At 68.1% G+C, this 16,716-nt stretch carries 14 protein-coding genes and 1 tRNA gene; 11 read left to right on the top strand and 4 right to left on the bottom strand.

The features are described from left to right. Window positions 1–5 precede the first annotated feature (5 nt). On the top strand, window positions 6–500 hold the full coding sequence (locus tag ACRDPN_RS04095) for a DUF4190 domain-containing protein (RefSeq protein ID WP_431446065.1): 495 nt from the start codon (window positions 6–8) through the stop codon (window positions 498–500). Further along, window positions 497–919, top strand: a complete 423-nt coding sequence (locus ACRDPN_RS04100) for a DUF2752 domain-containing protein (RefSeq protein WP_431446066.1) — start codon at window positions 497–499, stop codon at window positions 917–919. The genes ACRDPN_RS04095 and ACRDPN_RS04100 overlap by 4 nt, the downstream gene beginning before the upstream one ends. 9 nt (window positions 920–928) lie before the next feature. Here ACRDPN_RS04100 and ACRDPN_RS04105 read toward each other — a convergent pair whose 3' ends face one another. Then, the gene (locus ACRDPN_RS04105) at window positions 929–1,396 is read right to left on the bottom strand and encodes a DUF4190 domain-containing protein (RefSeq protein ID WP_431446067.1); all 468 of its coding nucleotides are present in this window, start codon (window positions 1,394–1,396) and stop codon (window positions 929–931) included. Window positions 1,397–1,445: 49 nt separating this feature from the next. Next, the gene (locus tag ACRDPN_RS04110) at window positions 1,446–2,219 is read right to left on the bottom strand and encodes a hypothetical protein (protein ID WP_431446068.1); all 774 of its coding nucleotides are present in this window, start codon (window positions 2,217–2,219) and stop codon (window positions 1,446–1,448) included. Window positions 2,220–2,415: 196 nt separating this feature from the next. Between ACRDPN_RS04110 and trpC the strand changes: the two genes are divergently transcribed. The 8 genes from trpC (at window position 2,416) to pyk (ending at window position 14,704) form a co-directional block, all read left to right on the top strand. Beyond that, complete coding sequence (trpC, locus tag ACRDPN_RS04115; protein ID WP_431446069.1) at window positions 2,416–3,222, top strand: indole-3-glycerol phosphate synthase TrpC; 807 nt, start codon at window positions 2,416–2,418, stop codon at window positions 3,220–3,222. Window positions 3,223–3,276: 54 nt separating this feature from the next. Continuing rightward, window positions 3,277–4,500 (top strand): tryptophan synthase subunit beta, encoded by a 1,224-nt coding sequence (trpB, locus tag ACRDPN_RS04120; protein ID WP_431446070.1) that lies wholly within the window; start codon window positions 3,277–3,279, stop codon window positions 4,498–4,500. Further along, a complete protein-coding gene (gene trpA, locus ACRDPN_RS04125) occupies window positions 4,497–5,291 on the top strand; it encodes a tryptophan synthase subunit alpha (protein WP_431446071.1) in 795 nt (264 codons plus the stop codon). Before trpB ends, trpA begins: the two co-directional genes overlap by 4 nt. After that, entirely contained in the window at window positions 5,288–6,139 is an 852-nt protein-coding gene (gene lgt, locus ACRDPN_RS04130; RefSeq protein ID WP_431446072.1) for a prolipoprotein diacylglyceryl transferase, read from the top strand. The genes trpA and lgt overlap by 4 nt, the downstream gene beginning before the upstream one ends. A 10-nt stretch (window positions 6,140–6,149) precedes the next feature. Beyond that, window positions 6,150–6,884, top strand: coding sequence for a VIT1/CCC1 transporter family protein (locus ACRDPN_RS04135; protein WP_431446073.1), 735 nt, complete (start codon window positions 6,150–6,152; stop codon window positions 6,882–6,884). Window positions 6,885–7,013: 129 nt separating this feature from the next. After that, window positions 7,014–11,561 (top strand): glutamate synthase large subunit, encoded by a 4,548-nt coding sequence (gene gltB / locus ACRDPN_RS04140; RefSeq protein ID WP_431446074.1) that lies wholly within the window; start codon window positions 7,014–7,016, stop codon window positions 11,559–11,561. After that, a complete protein-coding gene (locus ACRDPN_RS04145; RefSeq protein WP_431446075.1) occupies window positions 11,554–13,017 on the top strand; it encodes a glutamate synthase subunit beta in 1,464 nt (487 codons plus the stop codon). Before gltB ends, ACRDPN_RS04145 begins: the two co-directional genes overlap by 8 nt. A gap of 196 nt (window positions 13,018–13,213) precedes the next feature. Further along, entirely contained in the window at window positions 13,214–14,704 is a 1,491-nt protein-coding gene (pyk, locus tag ACRDPN_RS04150) for a pyruvate kinase (protein WP_431446076.1), read from the top strand. Between the two features lie 168 nt (window positions 14,705–14,872). On the opposite strand, the gene ACRDPN_RS04155 is transcribed toward pyk, so the two are convergent. Both ACRDPN_RS04155 and ACRDPN_RS04160 read right to left on the bottom strand, forming a co-directional pair. Next, the gene (locus ACRDPN_RS04155; protein ID WP_431446077.1) at window positions 14,873–15,652 is read right to left on the bottom strand and encodes a thioesterase family protein; all 780 of its coding nucleotides are present in this window, start codon (window positions 15,650–15,652) and stop codon (window positions 14,873–14,875) included. Between the two features lie 156 nt (window positions 15,653–15,808). Further along, a tRNA-Leu gene (locus tag ACRDPN_RS04160) sits at window positions 15,809–15,893 on the bottom strand. 28 nt (window positions 15,894–15,921) lie between these two features. Between ACRDPN_RS04160 and ACRDPN_RS04165 the strand changes: the two genes are divergently transcribed. Next, complete coding sequence (locus tag ACRDPN_RS04165) at window positions 15,922–16,542, top strand: ANTAR domain-containing response regulator (RefSeq protein ID WP_431446078.1); 621 nt, start codon at window positions 15,922–15,924, stop codon at window positions 16,540–16,542. Window positions 16,543–16,716: the final 174 nt, after the last annotated feature.

A 16,716-nucleotide genomic window follows, 5' to 3' on the forward strand; every position in this document is an offset into this window, starting at 1 on the left:
CAGCCATGAGCAGCGACGGACCGGAGTACCCCGAGTACCCCGGGCAGGAGCCCGAGCATCAGCCCGACCAGGGGCCGAGCCGGGAGCCCGGCGCCCAGCCACCACCACCACCCGGAGGGCCGCCGCCACCCCCGCCGGCACCGCCCGGCCAGCCGTGGCAGCCATCGGCGTCGGCTTACGGCCAGCCGGGCGCGCCGGGCAGCGTCCCCACGAACCAGAAGGCCATCTGGGCCCTCGTCCTCGGAATCGTTGGCCTGGTGTGTTGTGGCATCGGCATCGTCACTGCCATCCCAGCCCTGATCGTCGGCATCCTGGCCCGTAAGGAGATCGGCGCCTCCGGCGGCACCCAGGCGGGCAGTGGGATGGCGATCGCCGGCATCATTCTCGGCATCGTCGGCATCATTCTCTCGCTGCTCCTGTTCGCCTTCTACGGGTATCTCTTCACGACACCGGAGTTCCAGGAAGGATTCCGCGAGGGCTACGAAGGATCGTCGCAGTGACCACGCACGTCGCCTCGCGTTCGACGACCGAGCTGATGCGCGGTCCGGCGCTCGTCGGTGCGGCCGGACTGGGGGCGGCAGCCCTGCTGAGACTCCATGATCCGCACGACCCAGGCTCCTACGGCTTCTGCCCGTTCCTCGTGATCACCGGGCACCCCTGCCCGGGTTGCGGAGGGCTGCGTGCGGTCAACGACCTCACCCACGGCGACGTCGTCGCGGCGATCAGCAGCAACCTGCTCGCCGTCGCCCTCGTCGCGATGCTGGCTCTCACCTGGACCGTGTGGGTCGTGCGTCGCATCCGAGGTGTCGACGGTCCGATGGTCGTGCCCACCAACCGCGTGCTCCTGCTGCTGCTCGGTGTGGCGCTGGTGTTCGGCGTCCTGCGCAACACCCCGTGGGGCGCCTGGCTCGCGCCCTGATCGACTGGGTCAGTACGCGCCGCCGGAGAACTCTCCACTCGAGATGGCCGCGCCGACGATCGCCACGTAGACGATGATGGCCACGACGCTGAGCACCGAGCCGATGATGCCCATGATGAAACCGGCCTGGGCCATCCCACGGCCCTCTTGAGTGCCCTGGGAGGCATCGATCTCGTTCTTCGCGATGTGCCCGAGGACGATCGCGGGGACTCCAGCGACCAGACCGCAGCACACCAGCGAGACGATGCCGAGGATCATCGACCAGAGTGCCTTGTCGTTCCGTCGGGCCCCCGGGGTCCCGTAGGCCCCGGGCGCCGGTGGCGGGACCTGGCCCGGAGGCGGAGCGCCGTACGCGGGAGGCGGTGGCGGCCCCGGCGGTTGGGCGCCGGGGGACGCCGACGTCGGTTCCTGGTTCGGGCTGGACGGTCCGTCCTCACCCTCTGGACGTGGGTACGGCGGCGGCTCGTTCGACGACATGCGTCAAACCCTAGGACCTCGGCCACTCGCCGCGGCGAGGGCTCGCGGCTCAGGCTGCGACAGGTTGACCTCGGAACTTCCGGTAGGCGTAGCCGGCGGCAAGCATGGTGATGGGAATCGCGACGAAGATGCCGACACAGAGCGCGATGACCCCGGCGATGATCACGAGGATCGACAGGATTGCCAGAAGGAGCGAGTCGCCGAGGTTGGCGGCAACGAGCCCGAAGCTTTCCTTGATGGCGTCGACCGGACTTGTGCCTTCGGCGACGAAGTAGGAGGTGAAGTAGGCGAAGAACGCCACGATCAGCCCAGGCAGGAAGAACAACGCGAACCCGATCGCGTAGAGAGCACCGAGGATCAGGCCGGCGATTGCGGCATTCGCGACGTTGATCCGTCCGAAGGCCGGTCCGATCTCGAACTTCTGGCCCTCGGTGACGTCGATGACTGCGCGGGCAATGGCGACACTGACGACGAACTCGACAGCGCCACCGATCGCGTTGACGATGAGTGAGCCGATGAGCGAACCGACGCTGAGCTCGAAGCCGCCCGTCCCGTACATCCCATTCGACGGAGCGATGATCGAAGACACGATGCCCACCACGATCGCGACCCCGATGATGATCAGCACCGCCAGCAGAAGCTGACCGACGTTCTCCTTGAACTTGGCCCAACCCCAGCTGATGGCATCGGGGGCACTGAACGCCCGGTCGGTTCCGTCGTACCTTCCGGGCGTGCTGGGCGGCGGTGGCGGGGGCGGCGGCGGCTGTCCGCCCTCGGGCGGTGGGGCCGAGCCGTAGCTGGGTGGTCCTGAGGGTTCGGACACACCAGATCCGTCCGGAGGACGGTTCGTGGAATCAGAGTCGCCGGGGTCGGCACCGGGGTACTGGGGCGGATCATTCGTCGTCATGAGGCGACCTTATTGACTGTCGAACGGTTCTGGATACCCCCCACGCCCACGTACCCCCGCGGGGCCTACTCTGGAACCGAGTCCTGAATCTGGAGCCGACGAGGGAGGAACGATGAGCGTCCTGGCCGAGATCCTCGCCGGAGTGGCCGCCGACCTCGAGGAGCGCATGGCGCAGACCTCGCTCGATGACCTCAAGGCCCAGGCGGACCGTCAGCACCCCGCACTCGACCCGATGCCCACGTTCCGCGCCGATGGGGTGTCCGTGATCGCCGAGGTGAAGCGAGCCAGTCCCAGTGTGGGCGAGCTGGCCGCGATCAAGGATCCGGCCGCGTTGGCGGCCGACTACGCGGCCGGTGGTGCTGCCGCCATCAGCGTCCTCACCGAGCAGCACCGGTTCGGCGGCACGCTCGACGACCTCCGCGCCGTGCGAAGCCAGGTCGACGTACCGGTCCTGCGCAAGGACTTCATCACCACGTCATACGAGCTGTGGGAGGCTCGCGCGGCAGGTGCCGACATGGCCTTGTTGATCGTGGCCGCGCTCGAGCAGAACGCCCTCGAGAGCCTCATTGAGCGAGCCCGTTCCATCGGTCTCACCCCGCTGGTCGAGGTCCACGACGAGGACGAGGTGGTGCGCGCGGCCGATGCCGGCGCCGACCTCGTCGGGGTCAACGCCCGCAACCTCCGCACGCTCGAGGTCGACCGCACCACCTTCGAGCGGTTGTCGCCGCTCATTCCAGACGGGATCGTCAAGATCGCCGAGTCGGGCGTGCGCGGTCCGCACGACGTCATCGAGTACGCCAAGGCCGGTGCGCACGTCGTGCTGGTGGGCGAGACGCTCGTGCGCGACAACGACCCCCGTGCCAGCGTCGCGGATCTCGTGGCCGCCGGTGCGCACCCGGCCCTGCAGCATCGATGGTGATCGGTCGCCCTTCGACCGTGACCCACCGTGAGACTTACCTGAAACGACACAGCCATGACCTACGCCCAGCCTGACGCGTCCGGCCACTTCGGCCGCTTCGGTGGCCGATTCATGCCCGAGGCCCTCGTCGCCCCACTCGACGAGCTCGACCGCGCGTGGACCGAGGCGAAGGCCGATCCGGTGTTCATGGCCGAGCTGGACCGGATGCTGCGCGAGTACGCCGGCGTCCCGAGCCTGCTCTACGAGGCGACCCGCTTCTCCGAGGCAGCAGGTGCGCGCATCCTGCTCAAGCGCGAGGACCTCAACCACACCGGCGCGCACAAGATCCGCAACGTCCTCGGTCAGGCGCTGTTGGCCAAGCGCATCGGCAAGCCCCGCGCCATCGCCGAGACGGGCGCCGGTCAGCATGGCGTCGCCTCGGCCACGGCCTGTGCCTACCTCGATCTCGAGTGCACCGTCTACATGGGCGAGGTCGACACCGAGCGTCAGGCGCTCAACGTCGCGCGCATGCAGATGCTCGGTGCCGAGGTCGTGCCGGTCACCACCGGCAGCCGCACGCTCAAGGACGCGATCAACGAAGCGTTGCGCGACTGGGTCGCGAGCGTCGACCACACGTCCTACCTGTTCGGCACCGCGGCAGGCCCGCATCCCTTCCCGTCGATGGTGCGTGACCTCACCCGGGGCATCGGCGACGAGGCACGCGCGCAGTGTCTCGAGCTCATTGGAGCCCTGCCCGACGTCGCGGTCGCCTGTGTGGGCGGCGGCTCCAACGCCATCGGGCTGTTCACGGCCTTCCTCGACGACGACGTCCGGCTGGTCGGCGTCGAGGCCGGCGGAGAGGGCTTCCCCGACGGGAAGCACGCGGCCACCATCTCGGCCGGCGAGGTCGGCGTCCTGCATGGCGCGCGGTCCTACCTGCTGCAGGACGACGACGGTCAGACCATCGAGTCGCACTCGATCTCAGCCGGTCTCGACTACCCCGGAGTCGGGCCCGAGCACGCACACCTCGCCGCCACCGGTCGCGCCGAGTACGTCCCGGCCGCCGACGCGGAGGCGATGGCTGCGTTCGACCTGTTGTGCAAGACCGAGGGGATCATCCCGGCCATCGAGTCGGCCCACGCCCTCGCCGGCGCCCTCGATCTCGCCAAGGAGCTCGGCCCGGACGCCACGATCCTGGTGAATCTCTCCGGCCGCGGCGACAAGGACGTGCACACCGCCGCCGAGTGGTTCGGACTCCTCGACGGTCCAGTCGTGCTCGACGAAGGGGTCGAGAAGTGAGCAAGCTCGATGAGCTCTTCGAGCGGACGCGTGGCGAAGACCGTGCCGCGCTCGTCGGGTACCTTCCGGCCGGATTTCCGGACCTGAAGACGTCTATCGCCGCGATCGAGGCGATGGTCGACGGCGGCGTCGACCTCGTCGAGGTCGGCCTCCCGTACAGCGACCCGGTGATGGACGGGCCGGTCATTCAGGCGGCCGCCGACCGCGCGTTGGCCGGCGGGACCCGCACCACCGACGTGCTCGACGTCGTCCGCGCATCGGCCGCCACTGGTGCGCCCACGGTCGTCATGACGTACTGGAACCCGGTCGAGCGCTACGGCGTCGACCGCTTCTCGGGCGACCTGGTCGCAGCCGGGGGAGCAGGACTGATCACGCCGGACCTCATTCCCGACGAGGGTCAGGAGTGGATCGACGCGTCGAACAAGCACGGTCTCGACCGGATCTTCCTCGTCGCTCCCTCATCGACCGATGACCGGCTCGCCATGACGGCCGAGGCGTCGAGTGGTTTCGTCTACGCCACCTCCGTTATGGGCGTCACCGGTCAGCGGGAGCAGTCGAGCTCGCTCGCTCCGACCTTGGTCGAGCGTCTGCGCAACGTCACCGACAAACCCGTCGGCGTCGGGCTCGGCGTCAGCAACGGCTCGCAGGCGCACGAGGTCGCTCAGTACGCCGACGCCGTCATCGTGGGTTCGGCTCTCGTGCGCGAGCTGCAGGAGACGGACGATCTCGCGTCAGGAATCGAGGCAGTTCGTCGGCTGGCCGGCGAGCTGCGGCAGGGGGTCGAACGATGAACACCTTGGTCAGCTCCATCCCGAGCCCGTCGTCGGGGGTGTGGTACCTCGGTCCCGTACCGCTGCGTGCCTACGCCCTCGGCATCATCATCGGAGCTCTGCTGGCGATCTGGATCGGCGAGAAGCGGTTCACCGCCCGCGGAGGCAGGAGCGGGCTGATCGCCGACGTCGCCATCTGGGCGATCCCGTTCGGCATCGTGGGCGCCCGGATCTACCACGTGGCCACCGATCCGCAGCTCTACTTCGGCGAGGGGCGGCGGGCGATCGAGGCGCTATACATCTGGCAGGGCGGCTTGGGCATCTGGGGTGCGATCGCCGGCGGCGCCGTCGGCGCCTGGCTGGCGGCACGCCACTACGAGGTCTCGTTCTCGGCGGTCGCCGACGCGCTCGCCCCGGGACTGCTGGTCGCGCAGGCCGTCGGCCGGCTCGGCAACTATGCCAACCAGGAGCTGTTCGGCAAGCCCACGGACCTGCCATGGGCCCTGGAGATCGATCAGGCCAACCGCCCGCCCGGCTATGAGCAGTTCTCGACTTTCCACCCGACGTTCCTGTACGAGATGCTGTGGAACCTGGCCGCGGCCGGGCTGCTCGTGCTGATCGACCGGCGCTTCAGGCTGACCCACGGTAGGGCGTTCGCCCTCTACGTGATGCTCTACACGGCTGGTCGCGTCTGGATCGAGATGCTGCGCATCGACACGGTCAACGAGCTCGGGCCGTACCGCCTCAACGTCTGGACGTCGATCGTCGTGTTCGTGCTGGCCGCGGCCTACTTCATTGCCGCGAGGAGACGCGAGAAAGTCGCTGAGGCGAGCCAATCCTTCGATGACGGATCCGGCGGTCAGAGCTAGTTTTCAAGGCATGACCCACGAACCGCAGGACGAGAACGACCTCACCGACGATGGTGGGATCGGGCACGAGCATCCCGACGTCACCGGCGGGTGGCTACGCCCGTCGGTGTTCGGGGCCATGGACGGCCTGGTGTCCAACTTCGCGCTCATCATGGGCGTCACCGGAGGCAGCGACGACACGAAGCCGGTGATCCTGGCCGGCCTGGCCGGCCTGGCCGCCGGCGCGTTCTCGATGGCGGCGGGGGAGTACACGTCGGTGGCCAGCCAGTCGGAGTTCGCCCTCGCGCAGATCGAGGTCGAGCGCAGCGAGATCGAGCGGAACTCCGCAGCCGAGGAGGCCGAGCTGGCCGCCATGTACGTCGAGAAGGGTGTCGAGGAGGACACCGCCCGGGACGCGGCGGAACAGATCCACCGTGATGTCGACAACGCCGTCGAGGTGCATGCACGCGAGGAGTTCGGCGTCAACGCGAACGACCTGGCCTCGCCCCGTCTCGCGGCGGTCTCGTCGTTCCTCTCCTTCGGCCTGGGTGCGCTCATCCCGCTGCTGCCGCTCCTCGTGGGCATCGAGGCGGTCTGGCCGATCGTCGTGCTCTCGCTGATCGGGCTGTTCGCCTGCGGCGCGATCGTCACCAACGTGACCAGCCGCTCATGGTGGTACAGCGGTGTGCGTCAGCTCGTGCTCGGCGGCGCCGCAGCCGCGCTGACGTATCTCGTCGGCAACGTCGTCGGCACGACCCTCGGCTGACCGGCTCCCATTCCACTCGGCGCCCGAATTGCGCGGCTCCCGGAGCCGCCGTGTAATCTTGTGGGGCTGACTAGGGCCAACGTCGTCCCCGGTTTCGTTCACCGTTCGACGCCAGGTAAGGGGCCAGCAGTGCATTCACTCCCTCCCGCCCAAGGTTTTCCTCGTGCACAGGGTTTGTACGACCCGCAGCACGAGCACGACTCCTGCGGTGTCGCCTTCGTCGCCACTCTCACCGGTGTTGCGAGCAACGAGATCGTCGCCCACGGCCTCACCGCGCTGCGCAACCTCGACCACCGTGGAGCCGTCGGTGCCGAGCCCAACACCGGCGACGGTGCGGGCATGCTCATGCAAGTGCCGGACACATTCCTTCGCGCGGAGAGCGGGATCGAGCTCCCCGAAGCCGGCACGTACGCGGTGGGAATGGCATTCCTGCCGGTCGACGCCGACGAGGCCGCCGAGTCGAAGGCCACGATCGAACGGATCGCCGGTGAAGAGGGCATGACCGTCCTCGGATGGCGTGACGTGCCGGTCAACCCCGAGATCCTCGGTTCCATGTCCCGCGGGGCGATGCCGTCCTTCGAGCTGATGTTCGCCACCGCGAGCGGGGAACAGCGCTCCGGCATCGACCTCGACCGACTCGCCTTCTGCCTGCGCAAGCGTGCCGAACACGAGGCCGGCGTCTACTTCCCGTCGTTGTCGGCCCGCACCCTGGTCTACAAGGGCATGCTCACCACCGAGCAGCTCGACGGCTTCTTCCCCGACCTGCGCGACCAGCGCATGGAGTCGGCCCTGGTGATCGTGCACAGCCGCTTCTCCACGAACACCTTCCCGAGCTGGCCGCTGGCGCACCCGTTCCGCTTCATCGCGCACAACGGCGAGATCAACACCGCCCGAGGCAACCGCAACTGGATGCGGGCCCGCGAGGCGACGCTCGAGAGCGACCTCATCCCTGGCGACATCCGGCGCCTCTTCCCGATCTGCGATCCCGAGGGCAGCGACACGGCGTCCTTCGACGAGGTGCTCGAGCTGCTCCACCTCGGCGGCCGCGACCTCCCGCACGCCGTCATGATGATGATCCCCGAGGCCTGGGAGAACGACGAGGTCATGGACCCGGCCCGCCGGGCGTTCTATGAGTTCCACTCATCGCTCATGGAGCCGTGGGACGGACCGGCCTGCGTGTCCTTCACCGACGGCAACAAGGTCGGCGCGGTCCTCGACCGCAACGGACTGCGTCCGGGACGTTTCTGGATCACCGAGGACGGCTTGGTCGTCCTGGCCTCCGAGGCGGGAGTGCTCGACATCGACCAGAAGACCATCACCCGCAAGGGTCGCCTCGAGCCGGGCAAGATGTTCCTGCTCGACCTGTCCGAGCACCGGGTCATCGAGGACGAGGAGATCAAGGCCACCCTCGCCGCGGGGCACCCGTACGACGAGTGGCTCTACTCCGGCCTCGTGCGGTTCGAGGACCTCCCCGATCTCGAGCACATCGTGCACACGCACGCCTCGGTCACCCGACGCCAGCAGGTGTTCGGCTACACCGAGGAGGAGCTGCGCATCCTGATCGCCCCGATCGCCCGCACCGGCGCCGAGACCATCGGCTCGATGGGCACCGACACGCCGATCGCCGCGCTGTCGGACCGGCCGCGGCTGTTGTTCGACTACTTCAGCCAGCAGTTCGCCCAGGTCACCAACCCCCCGCTCGACGCCATCCGCGAGGAGGTCGTCACCTCGCTCGCCGGCACGATGGGTCCGGAGACGAACCTGCTCGCGCCGAGCCCGGCATCGTGCCGCGTGCTGCAGCTGCCGTTCCCGGTCATCGACAACGACGAGCTCGCCAAGATCCGTCACATGAACCGCGACGGCGACATGCCCGGTTTCGCGGTGCACGTCGTGCGGGGGCTCTACGACGTCCACGGCGGGGGAGAAGCGCTCAAGGCCAAGATCGACGAGATCTGTGCCGACGTGTCGCGGGCGGTCGCCGACGGCGCGCGCATCATCGTGCTCTCCGACCGGCACTCCGACGCCGACCTGGCGCCCATCCCGTCGCTGCTGCTCACGAGTGCGGTCCACCACCACATGGTGCGCGAGAAGCTGCGGTCGCAGGCCGGTCTGCTGGTCGAGACCGGTGACGTCCGCGAGGTGCACCACGTCGCACTCCTGATCGGCTACGGCGCCACCGCGGTCAACCCGTACCTCGCGATGGAGTCGGCCGAGGACCTCGCGCGCGAGGGCAACTTCGTCCAGGACATGGAGCCCCGTCAGGCGCTGCGCAACTTGGTCTACGGCTTGGGCAAGGGTGTGCTCAAGGTGATGAGCAAGATGGGTGTGTCGACGGTCGCGTCGTACACCGGTGCCCAGATCTTCGAGGCCGTCGGACTCTCCCAGGAGACGATCGACGCGTACTTCACCGGCACGTCGAGCAAGCTCGGCGGCGTGGGGCTCGACGTCATCGCCCAGGAGGTCGCGTCGCGGCACGCCAAGGCGTATCCCACCCACGGCATCGTCGGCTCGCGGCGTCACCTCGAGGTCGGCGGCGAGTACCAGTGGCGTCGCGATGGACCGGAACACCTCTTCGACCCCGAGACCGTCTTCCGTCTGCAGCACTCCACCCGCACCGGGCGGTACGACATCTTCAAGCAGTACACGTCCCGGGTGGACGACCAGTCGGAGCGCCTCATGACGTTGCGCGGCCTGTTCGGGTTCAAGGAGGGCGTGCGGCCACCGGTGCCAATCGACGAGGTGGAGCCCGTCTCCGAGATCGTCAAGCGCTTCAACACCGGCGCGATGTCGTACGGCTCCATCAGCCAGGAGGCGCACGAGACGCTGGCGATCGCCATGAACCGGATCGGCGGACGGTCGAACACCGGCGAGGGCGGCGAGGACGCGGATCGTCTCTACGACCCCGAGCGACGCTCGGCGATCAAGCAGGTGGCATCCGGACGCTTCGGCGTCACCAGCGAGTACCTCACCAACGCCGACGATCTGCAGATCAAGATGGCGCAGGGAGCCAAGCCCGGTGAGGGCGGCCAGCTGCCCGGGCCCAAGGTGTACCCGTGGATCGCCGAGACCCGTCACTCCACGCCGGGGGTCGGGCTCATCTCCCCGCCGCCGCACCACGACATCTACTCGATCGAGGACCTCAAGCAGCTCATCCACGACCTCAAGAACTCGAACCCGTCTGCGCGCATCCACGTCAAGCTCGTCGCCGAGTTCGGCGTGGGCACGGTCGCGGCGGGCGTCTCGAAGGCCAAGGCCGACGTCGTGCTCATCTCAGGGCACGACGGCGGAACCGGTGCGTCACCGCTCACGTCGCTCAAGCATGCCGGCGGTCCCTGGGAGCTCGGTCTCGCCGAGACCCAGCAGACCCTCCTGCTCAATGGGCTCCGCGACCGCATCGTGGTTCAAACTGACGGTCAGTTGAAAACCGGGCGTGACGTGATCATTGCGGCACTACTTGGGGCTGATGAATATGGATTCGCGACCGCTCCGCTGGTTGTTTCCGGCTGCATCATGATGCGTGTCTGTCACCTCGACACCTGCCCGGTCGGCGTCGCCACGCAGAACAAGACGCTGCGCGAGAACTACACCGGCAAGGCCGAGCACGTCGTCAACTTCTTCGAGTTCGTCGCCGAGGAGGTTCGTGAGTACCTCGCGGAGCTCGGCTTCCGTTCGATCGACGAGGCGATCGGCCACGCGGACCTGCTCGACACACGTTCGGCCGTGGAGCACTGGAAGGCCGACGGTCTCGATCTCTCGCCGATCTTCTACGTGCCCGAGCTCGCGGAGGATGTCGCGCTGCACCAGATCGTCGGCCAGGACCATGCGCTCGAGAAGGCTCTCGACATGGAGCTCATCGGGCTCTCGGAGGACGCCCTGGAGAAGGGCGAGCCGGTGCGCGCGCAGCTCGAGATCCGCAACGTCAACCGTACGGTCGGCACGATGCTCGGCCACGAGGTCACCAAGCGATACCGCGGTGAGGGCCTGCCCGAGAACACGATCGACCTCACGTTCCTCGGATCGGCCGGTCAGTCGTTCGGCGCGTTCCTGCCCCGCGGCATCACGCTGCGCCTCGAGGGTGACGGCAACGACTACGTCGGCAAGGGGCTGTCCGGAGGTCGCATCATCGTGCGTCCGCCACGCGAGGCTCAGTTCACGCCCGAGGCGCAGATCGTGGCCGGCAACGTCATCTGCTTCGGCGCCACCAGCGGCGAGATCTTCCTGCGCGGCAAGGTCGGTGAACGGTTCTGTGTGCGCAACTCCGGTGTCAGCGCTGTCGTCGAGGGCGTGGGCGACCACGCCTGCGAGTACATGACCGGCGGACGTGCCGTCATCCTCGGCCCCACCGGACGCAACGTCGCGGCGGGCATGAGCGGCGGTACCGCGTACGTGCTCGACCTGGACGACTCCCTCGTGAACTCCGAAATGGTGGAGCTGCGGCCGGTTCCGGAGGAGGCAGCTGAGGCGTTGCATGACCTGGTGCTGAAGCACCAGCAGGAGACCGGATCGGCGGTGGCGGAGCAGTTGCTCGGCGATTGGGAGCACTCGCTCGAGCGCTTCACCGAGATCATGCCCGTCAACTACCGCAAGGTCCTCGAGGCCGCCGAGCAGGCGGAGTCCGAAGGACTGTCCGCCGAGGACAAGACCGCGCGCATGATGGAGGTGGGCGCGAATGGCTGACCCACGCGGATTCATGACCACGCCGCGCGAGGAAGCACCCAAGCGTCCGGTCGAGGAGCGCATCCACGACTGGAAGGAGGTCTATCCCGGCGGACCGGGCAAGGCCCTCCTGCCGATCATCTCCGAGCAGGCCGGTCGCTGCATGGACTGCGGCATCCCGTTCTGTCACCAGGGCTGCCCGCTGGGCAACCTCATCCCCGAGTGGAACGACCTCGTCTGGCGCGACGACTGGGAAGAGGCCATCGACCGCCTGCACGCCACCAACAACTTCCCCGAGTTCACCGGACGTCTGTGCCCGGCGCCGTGCGAGACGGCTTGTGTCGTCGCCATCAACAAGGACGCGGTCACCATCAAGAACGTCGAGGTCTCGATCATCGACAAGGCCTGGGAGATGCACAACGTGCGCCCCGAGCCGCCGGAGTGGCTCACCGGCCGTACCGTCGCCGTCGTTGGCTCCGGCCCGGCGGGGCTCGCCGCCGCTCAGCAGCTCACCCGCGCGGGCCACACCGTCGCGGTGTACGAGCGCGACGACAAGCCGGGCGGGTTGCTGCGCTACGGCATCCCCGAGTTCAAGATGGAGAAGATCCAGGTCGACCGACGTATCGACCAGATGCGCCGCGAAGGCACCGTGTTCCGCAACGGCATCCAGGTCGGCGACACCTTGACCGGAACCCAGCTGCGCGATCGCTACGACGCGGTGGTGCTGGCCATCGGAGCCACCGTGCGCCGCGACCTGCCGGCACCTGGCCGTGAGCTGTCCGGGATCCACCAGGCGATGGACTTCCTGCCACAGGCCAACCGGGCCGCACTGAGCGAGGAGGTCGACGACCAGATCCTCGCCACTGACAAGGACGTCGTCATCATCGGTGGTGGCGACACCGGGGCCGACTGCCTCGGAACCGCGACCCGCCAGGGAGCGCGGTCGATCACCAGCCTGGAGATCATGCCGCAGCCGGGGGAGGACCGCCCGGAAAACCAGCCGTGGCCCACCTACCCGATGATCTACCGCACTGCTACGGCTCACGAGGAGGGCGGCGAGCGGACGTACGCGGTCTCCACGAAGGAGTTCGTGGGTGAGGACGGCAAGCTGACCGGCTTGCGGATCGTCGAGGTGGAGTCGAAGGATGGTTCCTTCATCGACGTGCCCGGCAGCGAGCGCACCATCCCAGCTCAGCTGGTTCTCTTCGCGATGGGCTTCACCGGCCCGGAGACCAATGGGTTGGTTGAACAATTGGGTGTCGAATTGAATGCTCAGGGCACCATCGTCCGCGACGAGAACTTCATGTCCAGCGCCGACGGCGTCTTCGTCGCCGGTGACGCAGGGCGTGGTCAGTCGCTCATCGTGTGGGCGATCGCGGAGGGACGGGCCGCGGCCGCCGGTGTCGATGCCTTCCTGTCGGGCTCGACCAACCTGCCGTCCCCGATTCCGCCCACGGAGCGACCCCTCGTCGTCTAGACAGGTTCGCCAGACCACCAAAGGGCGCGTCTCCCTTTCCGGGTCCGGGCTCGCGTCACGCCGAATCCCGACCGGCGGCGTTCTCGTCGGTCGCCGCACAACACCGGTGCGCCTCCCTCCTCGGCCTTGCCGGACCGGGCCCGGCGCACCGCTCCCAGCCGAACCGGAAAGGGAGACACCCCCTAGGCTTGTCGGCGTGCGTAGAGCAAAGATCGTCTGCACCCTCGGACCCGCGACCGACTCGTTCGAGCGGGTGCGTGACCTCGCCCGGGCAGGCATGGACGTCGCCCGCCTGAACATGAGTCACGGCACGATCGACGACCACGAACGCATGTACGAGTTCGTACGCCGGGCCAGCGACGACGTCGGCAAGGCCATCGCCATCCTGGCCGACCTCCAAGGTCCCAAGATCCGTCTCGGCACGTTCGCGAACGGGCCGGTCACCTTGGTCGACGGCGACATGTTCACCATCACCACCGAGCCGGTCGACGGCGACGCCACTCGCTGCTCCACCACCTACGCCGGCCTCCCCGGCGACATCGAGGTCGGCGACGAGATCCTCATCGACGACGGCCGGGTGCGGCTCCGCGCCAAGGACGTCACCGGCACCGATGTCACCTCGGTCGTCGAGGTCGGCGGACAGGTCAGCAACAACAAGGGACTCAACCTGCCCGGCGTCCAGGTGAGCGTTCCGGCCATGAGCGACAAGGACGCCGACGACCTGCGCTGGGCCCTGCGTCAAGGCGTCGACTTCGTGGCGCTGTCGTTCGTGCGATCTGCCAAGGACGCCGAGGACGCCCGGGTGATCATGCGCGAGGAGGACGTCCTCCGTCCTCTCATCGCCAAGATCGAGAAGCCGCAGGCCGTCGACAACCTCGACGAGGTCATGGACGCCTTCAACGGCGTGATGGTCGCCCGCGGCGATCTCGGCGTCGAGCTGCCGTTGGAGGAGGTGCCGATCGTCCAGAAGCGCATCGTCGAGAAGGCCCGCCGCAACGCCAAGCCGGTCATCGTCGCCACGCAGATGCTCGAGTCGATGATCTCGGCGCCCCGCCCCACTCGCGCCGAGGCGTCCGACGTCGCGAACGCGGTGCTCGACGGCACCGATGCGGTGATGCTGTCGGGCGAGACGAGCGTCGGCGACTACCCGATCGAGACGGTGCGCACGATGGCCCGGATCGTCGAGTCCACCGAGACCCACGGCCAGCCGCGCATGGCGTCGCTCACCTGGAAGCCGAAGACCAGGAGCGGCGTCATCTGCCGGGCGGCCGCCGACGTCGCCGAGGCCATCGACGCGCGCTATTTGGTGGCGTTCACGACGTCGGGCGACTCCGCCCGTCGGGTGTCTCGCTACCGGTCGCAGATTCCGGTCATCGCCTTCACGCCTGACCCGGTCGTGCGGTCCCAGCTCTCCCTCAGCTGGGGCGTCGAGACCTTCCACGTGCCGTACGTCAGGCACACCGACGACATGGTCCTGCAGGTCGACAAGGCGCTGCTGGCGATCGGTCGCTGTGACGAGGGTCAGCAGGTCGTCATCGTGGCCGGCAGCCCGCCCGGTATCGCCGGCTCCACCAACGCCTTGCGCATCCACAACATGGGCGACGCGATCAACCGCGTCTCACCGGCCTACCACGACCCCGATCTCGACGAGGCCAGTCTGCTCGGCAACTCGCTGCCCAAGGCCTAAGGACGCGTCTCCCTATTCCGATCCGGGTCGCCCGGCGCCGCATCTCACCTGGCGGCGTTATCGTCGGTCGCCGCACAACCCCGGTGCGCCTCCCTCCTCTGACGCTCCTTGCCAGCCGAGAGCGGACGCCGCGCGTCCCTCGAACCGGAATAGGAAGACACGTCCTAGTCAGCCGGCGAGCAAGGTCTGTGTGGCGATCCCGATCGGGCCGTCGTGGTCGAGCATCGTGGTGGTCGTGAGTGCTCCGGACCCGGCGTTGATCGTGGTCACGGCGTCGAGGCCGATCCACTCGTTGCCCGGTTCACGGTGCAGGGCCACGGACAGGTCGCAGTTGATCGCCGGGTACCGGGTCGGATCTAGGGCCAGGCTGATCCCGCTGCCGGAGTCGGCCAGCACGAGGGCGCGCTGCCACGGTGTCGGCTCCTCGTCATCGACCAGTGCCACGGTCTGACGCGCCCACGCCACCGCCGGACCGGTTTCGTCGAACGAGCCCTGCTGGTACCGGAACTCGATCGCTGCCATGTAGCCGTCCTCATGGACCCAGTGGAGCCCGGTGGGTCGTGGATCCGGCAGGTCGTGCGGGATGACGTCGCCGGCGACACGTTCGGGCCGCGACGGGAAATCGGCCGGCGTGCAAGCTAGTCGCCATGCCCGTGCGACCAGCACGGTGCGGTCGTTCGTCTCGGCTCTGGCCTCGAACAGCTCCAGACGGCGTCCAGGTCGCAGTCTCTCCACCTCGATCTGCAGCGGCGCGATCGGCACGGGGCCCAGGATGTCGACACTCACCCGGCCCAGCCGGTGCCCTTCACGCGGCTCGAACCGCTCGATCGCGCGGGCCAGCAGCGCAGATGGGGGACCGGCGTGCTGCGAGTCCGGACCCCACGGCCCCGCCGTCAGCTCGCTGCTGGCAAAGGTCGTCTCGTCGAGCTGTTCGTAGAAGGGCTCCATGCAGACGAGTATTGCGGCCGGGTTCGGCTCGCATCCCGCCGGTGACCTTGACGCCCGGTATGAACCGGCGAGTGGCGCAGTCTGGTCATTCTGAGACGGCGTGTCGCGCAGATCTGCGCCACTCGCGGAGCCCTTTGTGCCACTCGATGTGTTGAGTGCCGGGAGCGGGAATCGAACCCGCACGCCCTTGCGGGCAATGGATTTTGAATCCATCGCGTCTGCCTAGTTCCGCCATCCCGGCCAGCGTGATCGCCGGATAACCTTCTCACGTGAGCGCGCCTTCGACCGAACCTGCCCCGGCCGCCCGCCCGCGGGTCGTGATCGCCGAGGACGAGGCCCTGATCAGACTCGATCTGGCCGAAATGCTCGCCGAGGCCGGGTACGACGTGGTGGCCCAGGCAGGTGACGGCGAGCAGGCCGTGGCCCTCACGACGGAGCACCGACCGGACCTCGTCGTCATGGACGTCAAGATGCCTCGGCTCGACGGCATCGCTGCAGCGGCACAGATCGCGAGCGACCGGCTCGCGCCCGTGGTGATGCTCACCGCGTTCAGCCAGCGCGACCTCGTCGAGAGGGCTCGCGACTCCGGAGCGATGGCCTACCTCGTCAAGCCGTTCACCATCACCGATCTGGTGCCGGCCATCGAGATGGCTATGAGCCGGTTCGCCGAGATCACTGGACTCGAGCGCGAGGTGGACGACCTGAGCGAAAGGCTCGCGGCGCGCAAAGCCGTCGAGCGGGCCAAGTCGACGTTGCAAGAAGCGCTCGGGCTGTCCGAGCCAGAGGCTTTCCGCTGGATTCAGCGCACCGCCATGGATCTGCGCCTCTCGATGCACGAAGTCGCCATCCAGGTCATCGAGAAGGGTCCGGAGCTGGGCCGCGGGTCCTAGATCCCGATTGGTTACAAAAGGACTACGTAGCGAGTCAATCGCCGTTGAGACCCCCATTTGACCCCTCGGGCGGCTACGTTCAGGCGTACCCAGTCCTCGGCCCGCCGGAGTTCGCCGGCGTCGACCTCGCCGTCAACGACATGAACGAAGCTGGCGGCGTGCTCGGCCAGGACG

It is taken from the genome of Aeromicrobium sp., assembly GCF_050700635.1.
GTDB lineage: Bacteria > Actinomycetota > Actinomycetes > Propionibacteriales > Nocardioidaceae > Aeromicrobium.

What these genes read in the sequence shown, in the direction of transcription:
- ACRDPN_RS04105 (WP_431446067.1), bottom strand. Translation starts at nt 1,396, where the DNA reads ATGTCGTCGAACGAGCCGCCGCCGTACCCACGTCCAGAGGGTGAGGAC.
- ACRDPN_RS04145 (WP_431446075.1), top strand. Translation starts at nt 11,554, where the DNA reads ATGGCTGACCCACGCGGATTCATGACCACGCCGCGCGAGGAAGCACCC.
- trpB (WP_431446070.1), top strand. Translation starts at nt 3,277, where the DNA reads ATGACCTACGCCCAGCCTGACGCGTCCGGCCACTTCGGCCGCTTCGGT.
- ACRDPN_RS04155 (WP_431446077.1), bottom strand. Translation starts at nt 15,652, where the DNA reads ATGGAGCCCTTCTACGAACAGCTCGACGAGACGACCTTTGCCAGCAGC.
- ACRDPN_RS04135 (WP_431446073.1), top strand. Translation starts at nt 6,150, where the DNA reads ATGACCCACGAACCGCAGGACGAGAACGACCTCACCGACGATGGTGGG.
- trpC (WP_431446069.1), top strand. Translation starts at nt 2,416, where the DNA reads ATGAGCGTCCTGGCCGAGATCCTCGCCGGAGTGGCCGCCGACCTCGAG.
- lgt (WP_431446072.1), top strand. Translation starts at nt 5,288, where the DNA reads ATGAACACCTTGGTCAGCTCCATCCCGAGCCCGTCGTCGGGGGTGTGG.
- ACRDPN_RS04095 (WP_431446065.1), top strand. Translation starts at nt 6, where the DNA reads ATGAGCAGCGACGGACCGGAGTACCCCGAGTACCCCGGGCAGGAGCCC.